Genomic DNA, 14926 nt, shown 5'->3' with positions numbered 1-14926 from the left:
GCGCGGCGCAGCCCTTGATTCAGAGATTTCCACAGACAGCAGCATGGCCAGAATTTTCTGCATCGCCAACCAGAAGGGCGGCGTCGGCAAGACCACGACCACGGTCAATCTGGCTGCCGGGCTCGCCCGCATAGGGCAGCGGGTGCTGATGGTGGACTTGGACCCGCAGGGCAATGCAACCATGGGCTCGGGGGTGGACAAGCGCGCGCTCGAAAACACCGTGTACGACGTGCTGCTCGGCGAGGCCGAGGTCGCGCAGGCGCGCGTGAATTCCGAAGCCTGCGGCTACCAGGTGCTGGGCGCCAACCGCGAACTGGCGGGCGCCGAGGTGGAACTGGTCGACCTGCCCGAGCGCGAACGCCGGCTCAAGCACGCGCTGGCCGCCGTGCAGCAGGAATACGATTTCATCCTCATCGACTGTCCGCCCGCGCTCAGCCTGCTCACGCTCAACGGCCTGTGCTGCGCGCACGGCGTGATCGTGCCCATGCAGTGCGAATACTTTGCGCTCGAAGGCTTGAGCGATCTGGTCAACACCATCCGGCAAGTGCATGCCAACCTCAACCCCGAGCTGCAGATCATCGGCCTGCTGCGCGTGATGTTCGATCCGCGCATCACGCTGCAGCAACAGGTCAGTGAACAGCTCAAGAGCCATTTTGGCGACAAGGTGTTCGACACCGTGATCCCGCGCAACGTGCGCCTGGCCGAGGCGCCGAGCTATGGTTTGCCGGGCGTGGTGTTCGATGCAGGAGCGCGGGGCAGCCAGGCATTCCTGGCCTTTGCGCAAGAGATGGTGCAACGCGTGCAGCGCATGCAATGAGAGGCAAATGATGGCAAGCAGGAAACCCAAGGGTCTGGGGCGGGGGCTGGAGGCCTTGCTCGGCCCCCGGGTCAGCAGCCCGGACGCCAGCCAGAGTCCGGAGGGGCAAACCGCGCCAGGCAGCCTTCCGCTCGACGCCCTCGTGCCCGGCAGCTACCAGCCGCGCACGCGCATGGACGAAGGCGCGCTCTATGAGCTGGCCGAGAGCATCAAGGCCCAGGGCGTGATGCAGCCCATCCTGGTGCGCCGGCTTGCCGCCGGAGAGAATGCCGGCCGCTACGAGATCATCGCGGGCGAGCGGCGCTTTCGCGCGTCGCAGCTCGCGGGCCTGGCCGAGGTGCCGGTGCTGGTGCGCGACGTGGCGGACGAGGCCGCTGCCGCGATGGCGCTGATCGAGAACATCCAGCGCGAAGACTTGAACCCGCTGGAAGAGGCCCAGGGCCTGCAGCGCCTGATCCGGGAGTTCGGCTACACCCACGAGCAGGTGGCGCAGGCCGTGGGGCGCTCGCGCAGCGCAACCAGCAATCTGCTGCGCTTGCTCAACCTGGCGGCGCCGGTGCAGACCATGCTGATGGCCGGCGACATCGACATGGGCCACGCGCGCGCGCTGCTGGCGCTGGAGCGGGCCGCGCAGATCACCGCGGGCAACCAAATCGTGGCGCGCAAGCTCTCGGTGCGCGAGACGGAGCGGCTGGTGAAGAAGCTGGGTGCCGAGTTCAACCTGGTGCCGCAAAAGCCCAAGAAAGAGAAGCCGCGCGACATCCGCCGGGTGGAAGAGGAGCTCTCCGACCTGCTGACGGCCGAGGTCGAGGTGCGTGTGAAAAAGCGCGTCAAGCGTGGCAGCCGGGTGGAAGAAATGGGCGAAGTCGCAATCCAGTTCGGCTCGCTCGACGCGCTCACCGGGCTGATCGAGCGACTGCGCGGCTAGCGGTGTCTCGCGTGCCCGCTTGCAAGCGGCGCCGGGGCGGCTTCGGGCGAGCCGCGCCAACCAGCGTCGCGGGCGCAGGGCGCCATTAGGATTTGCACCATGGCACGCCGCAGTCTTCCCTGGCCTCTGCCCGCGCTGCTGGCCTGGGCGCTGTGCTGGCTGCTCTACCTGCTCTTGTGGCGCACGCTGGGGGCGCTTGCGGCCATGTTGCTGGCCACGCTCACCGGGCTCATCGCGAGCGTGGCCACGCGTCGCTGGTGGCGCCGTGTGCTGGTGGCTGCGGGCTTTCCGCTGTCGCTCGCATTCAGCGGACACGCGCTGTTTGCCGCCTGGGTCTGGCTGCTGCCGGCGGCGATGCTGCTGCTCGTCTATCCCTTGCACGCCTGGCGCGACGCGCCCCTGTTTCCCACGCCGCCCGGGGCGCTCGACGCTCTGCCCGCGGCGGCGCCGCTGCCCGCCGGCGCGCACATCCTGGACGCCGGCTGCGGCCTGGGCGATGGCCTGCGCGCGCTGCGCCGCGCCTACCCGCAGGCGCGCCTCCATGGTCTGGAATGGAGCTGGCCGCTGCGCTGGCTGTGCGCGCTGCGCTGCCCCTGGGCGCAGGTGCGCCGCGCCGACATCTGGGCCGCCGACTGGAACGGCTACCAGCTGGTCTACCTGTTCCAGCGCCCCGAGAGCATGAGCCGTGCGCTCATCAAGAGCGCCGAGATGGCGCCCGGCAGTTGGCTGGTGAGCCTGGAGTTCGCGCTGCCCGACGTGCCCGCGCACGCCTGTCTGCGCACGCCCGCGGGGCGCCCTCTGTGGATTTACCAGGCGCCCTGTCTTGCGGCACTGGCGGCAAGCCAAGCGGCCTGACGACAAGAGAAATTGCCAGCCTGCACGGGCGGGGATATTCGCCGCGCAAACGGTAAAAGTTGGTATCCTCGGCGCCTTGCCACGCACCACGAGAGTGCGGGAAACAACGGCGAAGGGGCCGGCTGGGCGCGGGGCGCGCCGCAAGCAAGGCCCCAAGAGAGGAGAGAGCATCATGAGGACCCCACGCCCCCTGCCGGCGGCCCGCGTCTGGGCGACGCTGTGTCTTGCCGCCTTCATGGCCGGCTGCGCCAACATGGCCAGCCACGACGAACTGGCCAGCGAAGTGCAGAGCGCCAGCCGCTCCGGCGGCATTCCGGCGGCGATCGCCCGCCTCGACGCCTCGGCTCCGTCAGAGGGCGACAAGAAGGCGCTGCTCTACAACCTCGAGCGTGGCGAGCTGCTGCGGCTGCAAAACCGCTACGCGGCCAGCACCGAGTCCTTCCTGGTGGCCGACGAGCGCGTCAAGGAATGGGAAGACACCGCCAAGACCCAGCCCGAGAAGCTCATGGGCAATGTGGGTGCGGCGCTCATCAGCGAGCGGCTCAAGACCTATGAGGGCGAAGACTATGAAAAGGTCTTCCTGACCACGCGCCTGGCGCTCAACCGCATCGCGCTGGGCGATGTTGATGGCGCGCGCGTAGACATCAAGCGCACCCATGAGCGCGAGGCGGTGATCGCCGAATTCCGCGCCAAGGAAGTGGCCGAAGCCGAAAAAGAAGCCGAAGAAAAGGGCGCCAGGAAAGGCGGCATGGAGCTCAACGGCTACCCCGTCGAGACCCTGGACGACCCGGAGGTGCTGGAGCTCAAGAACGGTTACTCCAACGCGCTGAGCCACTACCTCTCGGGCTTTCTCTACGAGGTGCTCAATGAGCCCGATCTGGCCGCGCCCGGCTACCGCCACGCGATCGAGCTCAAGCCCGGCACCGCCGTGCTCGATGAGGGCTTGCGCGGCCTGGACGAGCGCACCAGCTTCACCTGGAAGCGCCGCCAGCAGATGACCGACGTGCTCTTCATCGTCGAAGCCGGCGACGCGCCCGCGCGCAAGCCTCAGGCCTTCACGCTGCCGGTGCCCACGGGGCGCGGGCTGGTGACGGCAAGCATCTCCTACCCGGTGATCCAGCCCTCGCAGGACGCCTTGCTGGGCAAGCTCTCCATGGACCAGCACGAGCTGGCGCTCGAGCGCGTGGTGGACGTGAACGTGATGGCGCGCCGCGCGCTCAAGGACCAGATGCCCGGCATGGTGCTGCGCGGCTTCACGCGGGCGCTGGCCAAGGGCGTGATGCAGGACCAGCTGCAGAAGAACGCCGGCCTGCTGGGCGCGCTCATCGGCGCCGTGGCCTCGGTCGCGACCGAGAAGGCCGACGATCGCATGTGGCGCATGCTGCCTGGTCGCATCTATGTCGCGCGCGGCTATCTGCCGCCGGGCGCGCACCAGCTCGCGATCGACGGGCGCGCAGTCACCGGCACCGTGGACATCGGCGGTCAGTACGCGCTGGTACCCTTGCGCATCTACGGCGACCGGGTGCTGGTCGGCGAGGTCGCCAAGATCGGCCAGCTTGCCCCCGTGGCAGCCACGCCCCAGGCGCCAGACCGCCCGGTGGCCGCGAAGAACAAATAGCTTTCAATCGAGGGAGGGAGTCACCATGCGATTTCGCACCGTACTCGGCGCCGTCGTCGTGGGCGCCAGCACCATGGGCCTGCCGGCGCTGGCCCAGCATGACCCCGCCACGCCGCCCGCGGTCGCCGCGAAGATGGCGCTGCGCGGGCCGGCCCAGGGCATTGCAGTGACCGAAATGCGCCTGGTGCGGCGCAACGACGTGCTCACCGTCCAGGCCGATCTGACCAACATGGAGCAGCCCGACCGCACCGTCTTCTACCGCTTCAAGTGGCTCGACAGCGTGGGCAACCAGGTCGGCGACGGCGAGGTCTGGAAACAGATTCGCGTGCTTGGCCTGGCGCAGCAGACGGTCAAGAGCGTGGCCCCGCACGCCATGGCCGTGGATCTGCGCCTCGAGATGAACGTCGAGTCGCGCTGAGCGCGCCGCAACCGCAGGAGGGACAGAGTCCATGAATACCCCGTATCACCGAGGCGCGCGCCTCGCGCTGGCCGGCGCCACGCTGGCGCTGGCCGCTTGCCAGAGCACTTACGTGTCTTCGCCCGTGGTGCGCTTTGATCGGCAGGTCAACTATGGCGACGCCAAGGCGGTCGAGCTTGTGACCAACGAATTCGGCTCCACCGACCTGCAGATGATTGCCGAGCGGATGACCGGCAACCTGCTGGAGACCGGCATCTTCCAGGGGCGCCCCACGGTGACGATCTCGCGCGTGAAGAACAAGACCAGCGAGTACATCGACACCACCAACATCATGAACTCGATCCAGACCGCGCTGGTCAAGTCGGGCAAGGTGCGCTTTACCCGCTCGATCGCCGAAATGCAGGAGGGCGTGGACGAGCTGCAGCGCCAGAACCAGAGCGGCTTGTACAAGCAGGGCTCGACCGCCAGGCTCGGGCGCATGACCGCGGCCAAATACCAGCTCGAAGGCGAGCTGACCAGCATCGTCAAGCAGTCCGCCAGCACCAAGGACGTGTTCTACAAGTTCACGCTCAAGATGTTCGACGTGGAAGAGGGCACGATCGAATGGCAGGACGAGAAAGAAATCCGCAAGACCAGCCAGCGCTGAGGGAGCAAGCCATCATGCAACGCAGAACCACTCTGGGCCTGGCCTGTGCGCTGTGGGCCGCGGGCAGCTTCGCCGGCGCGGCCTGGGCGCAGCACGCCGGCGCGCCGGTACGCATTGCCGTGACCAACCTGGCCTATGCCCAGCAGGTGTCCGAGTACTTCATCGTCGGCACCCACCAGGGCAGCAGCCAGGTCAACGCGCGCAGCAACTACCGCGACAGCGCGAGCCACGGCCGCTTCAGCGGCTCGCATTCGTCTTCGGGCAGCGAGTCGCTGCAGGCGTCGGAGCAGCACAGCGGCACCTACGTGGCCGGGCGCTACAGCTACATCGAGCAGCGCGACCTGGCCGGCTACACCAACGACATCAAGGGCGCGCTGCTGCAGGGCAGCTTCTTCAAGCTGGTGCAGGGCAAGGGCTTTGACGCCGGCGCGCCGCAGGCGAGCAAGGCCGAGCAGGTGCTCGGCCAGGTGCAGGGCGGCAAGATGGCCACACCGCGCGCCCAGCCCTCGGTGACCGACATCATCGCGCGCATCCGCAAGGGCGAATTCCAGGGCGCCGACTACGTGCTCTTCGGCTCGGTCAGTTCCATAGACTTCACCGACGCGCTCTCGCCGCTGCAAGGCACGACCAGTGCCACGCGGCAGTACGGCCTGCAGTTGCTCGCGGATTTTTCTCTGATCCACACCAAGACGCACGAGATCAAGGCCGCGTTCTCGGCCCAGGGCGAGGGCAACGACACCAAGATCCTCTCGATCCGCGGTGACGTGGCGCCGCCCAACCGCGCCAAGGTGATGCGCGAGACCTCGCTCTCGCTCGCCCAGGACGTCTACCAGCAGCTCATGGCGCAGCTTGGCCTGACGGCGCCCGGCATGGCCGTGCAGCGTCCGGGTGCGCCCCTGGTGTACCCGGCCGGCCAGCCCGTGCCCGCACCCCAGCCCGAGCAAGTCCTCATCCTGCGTTGAGGCTGGGGGCGCTGCGCCGCCGGCTCGCCTGCGCGCTGCTGCTGGCGGCCAGCGCTGGGGTATCTGCCGGTGCCGGCTTCACGGCCCTGGCGCTGCCGGGCGAGGGCGGCGCGCTGCTGCAGGCGCTGGAGCGCCCGGCCCGCGCCGCGCGCGAGCGCCTGCGCCTCATCGTGCTGCCCGGCTCGGGTTGCGCCGGCATGGGCGCGATCGCCGACCGCTACTTTGCCGCGCTGCTGCATGCGCGCGTCCTGGTGCTGCACAAGCGCGGCGTGCGCGCCGACGCCACGACCGCGGCGCATCAGTGCCCGCCGGACTTCGTGCAGCAGGACGCCCACCCTCAGTGGCAGGCCGACGCGCTGGCCGCCGCCCGGCACTGGCTGGCCCAGCGCCCCGGAGACGCGCCGCTGGTGCTGCTGGGCATCTCCGAAGGGGCGGAACTGCTGGCGCCGCTTGCCGCGCGACTGCAGCCCACAGCCCTGGTGCTGGTAGCGGGCAGCGGCCTGGACCCGGTCGAAGCCGGGCGGCTGCAGGCGCAGCGCCTGGGCGCCGCCGACGCCTGGGAGGCATTGGCGCGCGCCCAGGCCGGGAGCCGGCCGGACACCGAAGTCGTCGAAGGCCGCAGCCTGCGCTACTGGCGCGCGCTCTGGCACTGGCCGGTGCAAGAGCCCTTGCTTGCCGGCCCCTGGCCGCTGGTGCAGGTCTGGGGCGAGCGCGACGCGCTGGTGCCGCAAGAGGCCTACGAGCGCTTTCGCGAGCTGGCAGCAGCGCGCGCCGCACCCTACTGCGCGGTGATGCTGCCCGGCGCCGACCACGACCTGCAGTCGCCCGGACGCGACGGTTTGCAATGGCTTTGGGGCCGTCTGGAGCAGTGGGCGCGCGCGCCAGCGCAGCCCTGGTGCGCGGTGTTCAGGCAAATCCCCTGAAATGTTTGTGGATGCGAATCGTTCGCATGCGCAAAAACGTGTGCAAATGTAGCATCGCCGCAGCGGGTGCCATTGCACACGGCGCCCATCCCCGCCTTCTCTGCCGACGAGGAATTGCCCCATGAACATCGACAAATTCAAGGCCGACCACCTGGCCATCCTGAGCGGTATCCAGCACCTGCGCGACCTGACCCGGCTGGGCGTGCCCGCAGCCGACGAAATTGCCGCCGCGCTGGTCAAGTTTTCCACCACCTTGCGCCTGCACCTGGCGGCCGAGGACAAATTCCTCTACCCCTCGCTGGAAAAGTCCGGTGACCCCGACATCGTCGCGATGAGCCAGCGCTTCGAGCGCGAGATGGCCGACATTGCCCAGCGCTTCATGGCGTTTGCGCGCAACTGGAACATCGGCGCCAAGATCGCGGCCGACTACGACGGCTTTCGGCGTGCGGCCAACCTCACGCTCAAACCGGTGTGGGACCGCATGCAGCAGGAAAACCGCGAGTTCTATCCGCGCATCGAGGCGATGTGAACCCGGCGGGCGCCCGCGCGCTTCAGAGCAGGAAGATCTTGCCCGGGTTCAGGATGTTCTTCGGGTCGAGCGCGCGCTTGATCGCGCGCATCATCTCGATCGCGCCCGCGCCAGCTTCCTCGGCGAGAAAACCCATCTTGTGCACGCCCACGCCGTGCTCGCCGGTGCAGGTGCCGCCCAGGCGCAGCGCGCGGCGCACCAACTGGTGATTGAGCTGCTCGGCCAGCGCGCGCTCCTGCGGATCTTCCGGGTCGATCAGGTAGCCCATGTGGAAGTTGCCGTCGCCCACATGGCCGACCAGGAAGTAGGGGATGCCGCTGGCGTCGGCCTCGGCCACGCTGTCGAGCAGCGCGTCGGCCAGGCGCGAGATCGGCACGCAGGTGTCTGTGGTGATGCAGCGGCAACCCGGGCGGCTTTGCACCGCGGCAAAGTAGGCGTTGTGCCGCGCGGTCCAAAGCCGCGTGCGCTCCTCGGGCGTGTCGGCCCATTCGAAGTCGGCGCCGCCGTACTCGCTGGCAATCTCCTGCACGGTTTCGGCCTGCTCCTTCACGCCGGCCGGCGAGCCGTGGAATTCCATGAGCAGCAGCGGCGCTTCGCGCAGGTTCAGCTTGCTGTGGCGGTTGACGCCGCGCACGCTGTTGGCGTCGATCAGCTCCACGCGCGCGATCGGCACGCCCAGTTGTATCGTCTGGATGACGGTGCGCACCGCCGCCTCCACGCTCGGAAACGAGCAGATCGCCGCGCTCACCGCCTCGGGCAGCGGGTACAGGCGCACTGTGATCTCGGTGAAGATGCCCAGCGTCCCTTCGCTGCCCACCATCAGCCGCGTGAGGTCGTAGCCCGCGCTGCTCTTGCGCGCGTGGGTGCCGGTGCGGATCACTTCGCCGCTGGCGGTCACCACTTCCAGCGCCAGCACGTTCTCGCGCATGGTGCCGTAGCGCACCGCATTGGTGCCGCTGGCGCGCGTGGCGGTCATGCCGCCTATGCTCGCGTCCGCGCCCGGGTCTATCGGGAAGAACAGGCCGGTGTCCTTGACCGCGTCGTTCAAGGCCTTGCGCGTGATGCCCGGCTGCACCGTCACGGTGAGGTCGTCGGCATTGACCGAGAGCACGCGGTCCATGCGGCCCACGTCGATGCTGATGCCGCCTTGCACCGCCAGCACGTGGCCCTCAAGCGAAGAACCCACGCCCCAGGGGATGACCGGCACCGCATGTTCGCTGGCCAGGCGCACCGCGTCGGCCACGTCCCGGGTACTCTCGGCAAACACCACGGCCGCGGGCGGCGGCACCGTGGTGAAGGGGGATTCATCGCGCCCGTGCTGCTCGCGCACCGCCAGTGCGGTAGAGCATTGGGCGCCAAAGCGCGCGCTCAGGGCATCGATCAGCGTCTGGGGCACGGGGCGCGGGGCGATCTGCGGCAGCAAATGGGCGCTGTCCTGGGGTGCGTTCATGGGTGTCTCCGGATGCGGGAGCGACCATTCTAGGGACGCACGCGGCGGGGCGCACGGCGGGACGCACAATCGCAGGATCGAACAACAGGAGTGAAGCCATGGGCAAACGCGTAAGCGCCGTCGCCACGCGCACCGGCGACGACGGCACGACCGGACTGGGCAACAACACCCGGGTATCGAAGAACAGCGGCCGCCCGCACGCCATGGGCGACGTGGACGAGCTCAACAGCCACATCGGCCTGCTGCTGTGCGAGAGCCTACCCGAGGACGTGCGCGCCCTGCTCACCGACATCCAGGACCAGCTGTTCAACCTCGGCGGCGAGCTGTCGATTCCGGGTTTTGCGCTGCTCAAGGACGAGGCGCTCGCGCAGCTCGACGAGGCGCTTGCGCGCTACAACAAGAGCTTGCCGCGGCTGGAGGAATTCATCCTGCCCGCAGGCACGCGCGCAGCCTGCGAGGCGCATGTGGCGCGCACCGTGGCGCGCCGGGCCGAGCGCGCGGTGGTCGCGCTGCAAGAGTCGGAGGAGATGCGGCCCGCGCCGCGCCAATACCTGAACCGCCTGTCGGACCTGCTCTTCGTGCTCGCCCGCGTGCTCAACCGCATGGACGATGGCAAGGAGGTCTATTGGCAGAGCGAGAAGCTCAAGCGCTCGCAGCAGGACGGGGCTGATTAACAAATATAGCTATCGGCGCTTACAGGACAAGCGTTAGCGGCGTATTTCACCTGGGAGCCAGCACCGCCATGGTGATGCGCGAGATGCAAGTCATCTCGCCCGCGTCGTTCACCATCTCGATCTGCCAGACCTGCGTGCTGCGCCCGATGTGCACGGGGCGTGCCGTGCCCGTGACCCAGCCGCTGGTAGCAGCGCGCAAGTGGTTGGCGTTGATCTCCAGGCCGACCGCGCGGTGGCCCTCGGGGCTGGCGTAGTAGGCGCCGGACGAGCCCAGGGTTTCGGCCAGCACCACGCTCACGCCGCCGTGCAACAGGCCGAAGGGCTGGCGCGTGCGCTCGTCCACCGGCACGCGCGCGCGCAGGAAGTCGTTGCCGATCTCCAGGAATTCAATGCCCAGGTGCGAGATCGCGGTGTTGTGGTGCGAGGCGGTGATGCCTTCCAGCGAGACGGGTTTTTTCCAGATCGGCATGGTGTCGGGCAAGGTGTCAGGAAAGCGAGCAGCGAGGATGGTAGCGCAGGCGTTTGCCAGGGCGAGGCGAGCCGCCACAATACGATTGCGCTGCAGCGCAAGCGATCCTGGCTTTGCCGGGATGGAGGCAGGAATGAAGCAAGTGGGAAAGAGAATCGAACCCAGGGTCGGGCCCGCGCCCAGCGGCGATGCGCTGGCGTTGAGCATGGCGTTTGCCGAGGATCTTGCCGGGTTCACCGGCGGGCGCGTATTTTTCCCCAAGGGCGTGTTTCGATACCGATCGCACGCGCAAGCCAACGCGCACCAGGCCGCTTGCCTGGCCCTGGGCATGGCCAAGCTGGCCAGGGAGCGCGCCGGTGGCTGAATTTGCTCGTCCTGCAACGCTGCAAGACCTCAAGAAGCTGGCCCTGTCCCTTGACGCCCATGGCGTTGACTATCTGCTGATCGGTGGGTACGCGCTGGCTGCCCATGGCTACCAGCGCGCCACGACGGATATTGATCTGATGGTGGAGCAAACCGTCGATGCCGGGCGGCGGATGAAGGCCGCCCTGATGGTTTTGCCGGAACAGGCGGCGAAAGACATTGACCCCGACTGGTTCCCTGAAGGCGAAAACATCCGCGTGGGTGACGAAATCATTGTGGACATCATGCTCAACGCCAATGGGCAGACCTTTGAGTCATTGAAAAAGTACACCCAGTTGATCGATGTCGATGGCGTTTGCATCCGCACGATCAGCCTTGAAGGGCTCTTGCTGACCAAGCAAACGATGCGCGACAAGGATCAGGCGGATCGCGCGGTGATCGAACGTGCGCTGGAGGCCATTGAGGCGCAATCCGCCGCCCGACATGCCCGGCAGCCGCCCGATATGCGGGGGACGTGATCGATCTGACGCTCAGCTCTTGCGCGGCTTGAGCAGTGCGTTGAGCAAGATCGCGCCAAAGGTTGCGGTGCCTATGCCGCCGAGCGCGAAGTCGCCGAACTTGAGCGTGAACTCTCCCGTGCCCAGCACCAGCGGAATCGCGGCCACGATGAGGTTGCTCGGCTGCGAAAAATCCACCTTGTTGTCTACCCAGATCTTGGCGCCGGTGATCGCGATCAGGCCGAAGACGACGATGGACACGCCGCCCATCACCGGCAGCGGAATCGCCTGGATCAGCGCGCCGAACTTGGGGCTGAAGCCCAGTAGCAGCGCGATCAGCGCGGCGACGAGAAACACCGCGGTGGAATAGATGCGCGTGGCTGCCATCACGCCGATGTTCTCGGCATAAGTGGTCACGCCCGTGCCGCCGCCGCCGGCGCTGACCATGGTGGCCAGGCCGTCGCCGATGAAGGCGCGGCCCAGGTAAGGGTCCAGGTCCTTGCCGGTCATGGCCGTGACCGCCTTCAGGTGCCCAAGGTTTTCCGCCACCAGGATGATCACGACCGGCACGATCAAGACCATCGCCGCGCTGTTGAACACCGGCGCATGAAACTGCGGCATGCCGAGCCAGGGCGCGGCCGCGATGCCGGAGACATCAAACGGTTTGCCCAGCCCCATGCCGTTGGTCAGCAGCGCGTAGAGCACCGTGGCGATCAAGAGGCCGACGACGATCAACAGGCGCTGCACCATGCCCCGGGTGAACACCGCCACGGCGGCGACGCACAGGAAGGTGAGCGCCTGCATCCAGCTCTCGAAATTGTTGGCCGCCATGTTCTTGACCGGGATGCCCGCCAGGTTCAGGCCGATGACCGCCACCACCGTGCCGGTCACGACCGGCGGCATGAAGCGCTCTATCCACCCCGTGCCTATTGCATGCACGACGAGGCCGATCAGCACGTAGACCGCGCCGCAAGCGATGATGCCGCCCAGCGCCACGTCGATGTTGGCGTTCAGCCCCTTGCCGGCATAGCCCGTAGCGGCGATCACCACGCCGATGAAGGCGAACGACGAGCCCAGGTAGCTCGGCACCTTGCCGCCCGTGACGAGGAAGAAGATCAGCGTGCCTATGCCGCTCATGAACACCGCCAGATTCGGATCGAACCCCATGAGGATGGGCGCGAGCACCGTGGAGCCGAACATGGCAATCACGTGCTGTATGCCCATCAGGCCGGTTTCCCGCCACGGCAGGCGCTCGTCGGGGCCGACCACGCCGCCGCCCGCCAGCACCTCGGTCGGCACTGCTCTCCAGCTGAAAAACCCCATTGTTGTCTCCTTGCATGTCAGGGTCGCGCGATGGTAGAGGGTTTGGCCGGGCGATGGTGAAATATGTATCAAATTGGCCTCCAGACCTTGTCTGGAAAGCGCGGACAGCTATTGTTTTGAAGTCTGCTCAAAATCTGCCTGAATGCACACGCCCAGCGCCGCGAGGCGTTTCTTCAGCCGCAGCACCTCCTTGTCCCGCGACAGCAGCAGCGCGCGCCGTTGTACCGCCAGGTCGATGAACTTCTGGTCGTCGGCGTCGCGGCAGCGCCAGCGCACCGCAGGCGCCGTCTCGACCCGCGTGGCGTGTGCGTCGAAGCGCGCCAGCACCGCATCCGCCGTGCGCTCGCGTTGCTGCAAGTTGCTGGCCATCGCCGGGTAGTGCAGCACCCGCGCCAGCTCTTCGCGCATGGCGGCGGTCGCCAGCCAGCGCACGCCGGGTTCGCGCAGCCATGCGTGCAAGGCGGCCGCGCGCGCGTCTTCAAAAGCGAAGAGATCGAGCACGATGTGGGTATCGAGCACCAGGACGGCGGGTTTTGCGCTGGGAGCAAGCATGAAACGGTATGCTACTTCGGCGTTCTCTCGTCACGAGGTTTGACATGCAACCGTTTTCCCTTCGCCTTGCTGCCGCCTGCGCCCTGAGCGCCCTCGTCGCCGCCTGTGGCGGGGGTGACGATGCGCCGCCCGACCCCCTGGCCAGCTACCGCGCGCAGGTGCTGGACTGGCAGGCCTGCGATACCACCATTCTGGGCACCGACATGCCGGCCGGCGCCGCGCTCATGTGGCAAGAGCTGGGTGATCGCCTGCAATGCGCCTGGATGCGCGCGCCCATGGACTGGGGCGCACCGCAAAAGGGCGATGTCTCCGTGGCGCTGCTGCGCGTGCGCAGCGCCGATGCGGCGCAGCGTCGCGGTTCGCTGCTGTTCAACCCCGGCGGCCCCGGCGGCGATGGTCTGAACATGCCCTTCGTGCTGCGCGGTGCGTTTGCGCAAAGCAATCCGGACAGCCCCCTGGGCGCGCGGCAACTGCGTCTGCTCGATACCTACGACATGGTCGGCTTTTCGCCGCGCGGCGTGGGCGCCAGCACCCGGCTGCAATGCGCCAGCAATGAATTTTCGCGCAGCCACAGCACGGCCTATGCCGATCTGAGCGATGCCACCCTGGCCGACAACCGCTACAACGATGAACTGCTGGCGCGTGCCTGCGCGCGCAACCCGCTCACGCCCTACATCAACACCGACGCCACGGCGCGCGACATGGATTTGATGCGCCATCTGCTGGGCGACGACAAGCTCAACTTCATCGGCTATTCCTACGGCACCTGGCTGGGCGCCTGGTACGCCAGCCTCTACCCCGAGCGCGTGGGACGCATGGTGCTGGACAGTTCGATGGACTTTGGCAGCCCGATGGAAGAGTCCAACGACGCCACCGTGATCGCGGTCGATCGCGTGTACAAGCAGGTCTTGCTGCCCTATGCGGCGCGCCATGACGATGTCTTCAGGCTGGGCGCCGATCCCCAGGCCATGGTCGCCACGTGGATGCAATGGCCCCCGCGCTTGCAGGGCGTGGTCACGGAAAAGTTGACGAAACTGGCCTACTCCAGCAGGTTTGCGGACGCCTCTTTGCATGCCTTTGCCGCAGCGCAAGGCATGGCCGAGGTATTGGCTGCGGCCGCACCCGACGCCAGTGCCGAGACGCTGAAACAGGCGGTGCGGGCCCATCACTACACCCCTGAGCATCCTGAAGTGCGCATGCTGGCGCTGGACATGTTCGAAACCTATGCCAAGACGTGGCTCGATCCCGAGGTGGAGAGTTTCAGTGAAACCGACATCTACTGGGCGGTGACGTGCAACGACGACGTCAGCATCGGCGACCGCGCCGCATGGGACAGGCAAACCTGGGCTGTGGCCCGGCAATTCCCCCTGTCCTTCGGCGTGCGCATGTCCAACCCCTGCCTGAGCTGGGGCGGCCCCAGCGTGCGCAAACCGCCGATCGCCGCCATGCGGGGCGCGAACGTGCTGATGGTGCAGTCGCAATACGACATCGCCACACCTGCCGACGGGGCTACCCCGTCCTTTGGGGCGGACCAGTTCTTTGCCAAGCTGCCGGCGGCGCAGCGCGTGTACGTGCCCGGCGAATACACCCACGGCCTGTACCCCTACAAGGACCAGTGCCTCGATGGCGCGGTCACGGGCTATCTGCTGGGTGAACCCTTGATGCAGCGGGAGCTGCAATGCCAGGCCCACCCGCTGCCCGAGGACGAAAAGAGCGTGCAGGGGTCGCAGAAATCCGGCGCTGCCCCGGCTTCCAACTACCTCGATGCACAAAAGGCCGATGCCTGGCTGGACTTCTACAAGGACCGCATCCAGTCGGCGCGCCCGCGCAGCTGACCGGCCTGCGCCAGTGCCTTTCCGGGCGCCGAGAACACCCCATGCATGCCAGCCCCCGCCGCCTTGC

Annotated in this window: 17 protein-coding genes; 13 read left to right on the top strand and 4 right to left on the bottom strand. The window is 67.5% G+C overall.

The genetic code is table 11. From position 1 onward, the window contains the following. The first annotated feature begins 43 nt into the window (after window positions 1-43). From KUD94_RS11505 to KUD94_RS11465, 9 genes are all read left to right on the top strand, one after another. Window positions 44-817: a ParA family protein gene (locus tag KUD94_RS11505; RefSeq protein ID WP_218237344.1), complete on the top strand. Its 774-nt coding sequence runs from the start codon at window positions 44-46 to the stop codon at window positions 815-817. Between the two features lie 10 nt (window positions 818-827). Further along, window positions 828-1745 carry a ParB/RepB/Spo0J family partition protein gene (locus KUD94_RS11500; RefSeq protein WP_218237343.1) on the top strand — a complete coding sequence of 306 codons (918 nt, stop codon included), beginning with the start codon at window positions 828-830 and terminating at the stop codon, window positions 1743-1745. A 99-nt stretch (window positions 1746-1844) separates the two neighbouring features. Then, window positions 1845-2600 (top strand): class I SAM-dependent methyltransferase, encoded by a 756-nt coding sequence (locus tag KUD94_RS11495; RefSeq protein WP_218237342.1) that lies wholly within the window; start codon window positions 1845-1847, stop codon window positions 2598-2600. A gap of 172 nt (window positions 2601-2772) precedes the next feature. Continuing rightward, on the top strand, window positions 2773-4218 hold the full coding sequence (locus KUD94_RS11490; RefSeq protein ID WP_255568774.1) for a COG3014 family protein: 1446 nt from the start codon (window positions 2773-2775) through the stop codon (window positions 4216-4218). 25 nt (window positions 4219-4243) lie between these two features. Next, window positions 4244-4636, top strand: coding sequence for a YcfL family protein (locus KUD94_RS11485; protein WP_218237341.1), 393 nt, complete (start codon window positions 4244-4246; stop codon window positions 4634-4636). A 31-nt stretch (window positions 4637-4667) separates the two neighbouring features. Then, on the top strand, window positions 4668-5282 hold the full coding sequence (gene lpoB / locus KUD94_RS11480) for a penicillin-binding protein activator LpoB (protein WP_218237340.1): 615 nt from the start codon (window positions 4668-4670) through the stop codon (window positions 5280-5282). 14 nt (window positions 5283-5296) lie between these two features. Next, on the top strand, window positions 5297-6244 hold the full coding sequence (locus tag KUD94_RS11475; protein ID WP_218237339.1) for a penicillin-binding protein activator LpoB: 948 nt from the start codon (window positions 5297-5299) through the stop codon (window positions 6242-6244). Then, window positions 6241-7167: an alpha/beta hydrolase gene (locus KUD94_RS11470; RefSeq protein WP_218237338.1), complete on the top strand. Its 927-nt coding sequence runs from the start codon at window positions 6241-6243 to the stop codon at window positions 7165-7167. Before KUD94_RS11475 ends, KUD94_RS11470 begins: the two co-directional genes overlap by 4 nt. A 121-nt stretch (window positions 7168-7288) precedes the next feature. Then, window positions 7289-7696, top strand: a complete 408-nt coding sequence (locus KUD94_RS11465; protein ID WP_218237337.1) for a hemerythrin domain-containing protein — start codon at window positions 7289-7291, stop codon at window positions 7694-7696. Window positions 7697-7718: 22 nt separating this feature from the next. Here KUD94_RS11465 and KUD94_RS11460 read toward each other — a convergent pair whose 3' ends face one another. Next, window positions 7719-9146 (bottom strand): FAD-binding oxidoreductase, encoded by a 1428-nt coding sequence (locus tag KUD94_RS11460; protein ID WP_218237336.1) that lies wholly within the window; start codon window positions 9144-9146, stop codon window positions 7719-7721. Between the two features lie 98 nt (window positions 9147-9244). On the opposite strand from KUD94_RS11460, the gene KUD94_RS11455 reads away from it, so the two are divergent. Then, the gene (locus KUD94_RS11455) at window positions 9245-9820 is read left to right on the top strand and encodes a cob(I)yrinic acid a,c-diamide adenosyltransferase (protein WP_218237335.1); all 576 of its coding nucleotides are present in this window, start codon (window positions 9245-9247) and stop codon (window positions 9818-9820) included. A gap of 46 nt (window positions 9821-9866) precedes the next feature. On the opposite strand, the gene KUD94_RS11450 is transcribed toward KUD94_RS11455, so the two are convergent. Then, complete coding sequence (locus tag KUD94_RS11450) at window positions 9867-10289, bottom strand: hotdog fold thioesterase (protein WP_218237334.1); 423 nt, start codon at window positions 10287-10289, stop codon at window positions 9867-9869. 142 nt (window positions 10290-10431) lie between these two features. On the opposite strand from KUD94_RS11450, the gene KUD94_RS11445 reads away from it, so the two are divergent. After that, a complete protein-coding gene (locus KUD94_RS11445) occupies window positions 10432-10653 on the top strand; it encodes a hypothetical protein (protein ID WP_218237333.1) in 222 nt (73 codons plus the stop codon). Beyond that, window positions 10646-11170, top strand: a complete 525-nt coding sequence (locus KUD94_RS11440; protein WP_218237332.1) for a hypothetical protein — start codon at window positions 10646-10648, stop codon at window positions 11168-11170. The genes KUD94_RS11445 and KUD94_RS11440 overlap by 8 nt, the downstream gene beginning before the upstream one ends. A 12-nt stretch (window positions 11171-11182) precedes the next feature. Here KUD94_RS11440 and KUD94_RS11435 read toward each other — a convergent pair whose 3' ends face one another. Both KUD94_RS11435 and KUD94_RS11430 read right to left on the bottom strand, forming a co-directional pair. Continuing rightward, window positions 11183-12472, bottom strand: coding sequence for a solute carrier family 23 protein (locus tag KUD94_RS11435; RefSeq protein WP_218237331.1), 1290 nt, complete (start codon window positions 12470-12472; stop codon window positions 11183-11185). A gap of 108 nt (window positions 12473-12580) precedes the next feature. Beyond that, window positions 12581-13024: a putative toxin-antitoxin system toxin component, PIN family gene (locus tag KUD94_RS11430; protein ID WP_218237330.1), complete on the bottom strand. Its 444-nt coding sequence runs from the start codon at window positions 13022-13024 to the stop codon at window positions 12581-12583. A gap of 44 nt (window positions 13025-13068) precedes the next feature. Between KUD94_RS11430 and KUD94_RS11425 the strand changes: the two genes are divergently transcribed. Continuing rightward, window positions 13069-14859: an alpha/beta fold hydrolase gene (locus KUD94_RS11425; RefSeq protein WP_218237329.1), complete on the top strand. Its 1791-nt coding sequence runs from the start codon at window positions 13069-13071 to the stop codon at window positions 14857-14859. The last annotated feature ends 67 nt before the right edge of the window (window positions 14860-14926 follow it).

The sequence above is a fragment of the Comamonas sp. NLF-1-9 genome, assembly GCF_019195435.1.
GTDB lineage: Bacteria > Pseudomonadota > Gammaproteobacteria > Burkholderiales > Burkholderiaceae_C > Comamonas_C.
The sequence above is the reverse complement of the archived record's forward strand: the minus strand, read 5'-3'. Positions and strand labels throughout refer to the sequence as shown.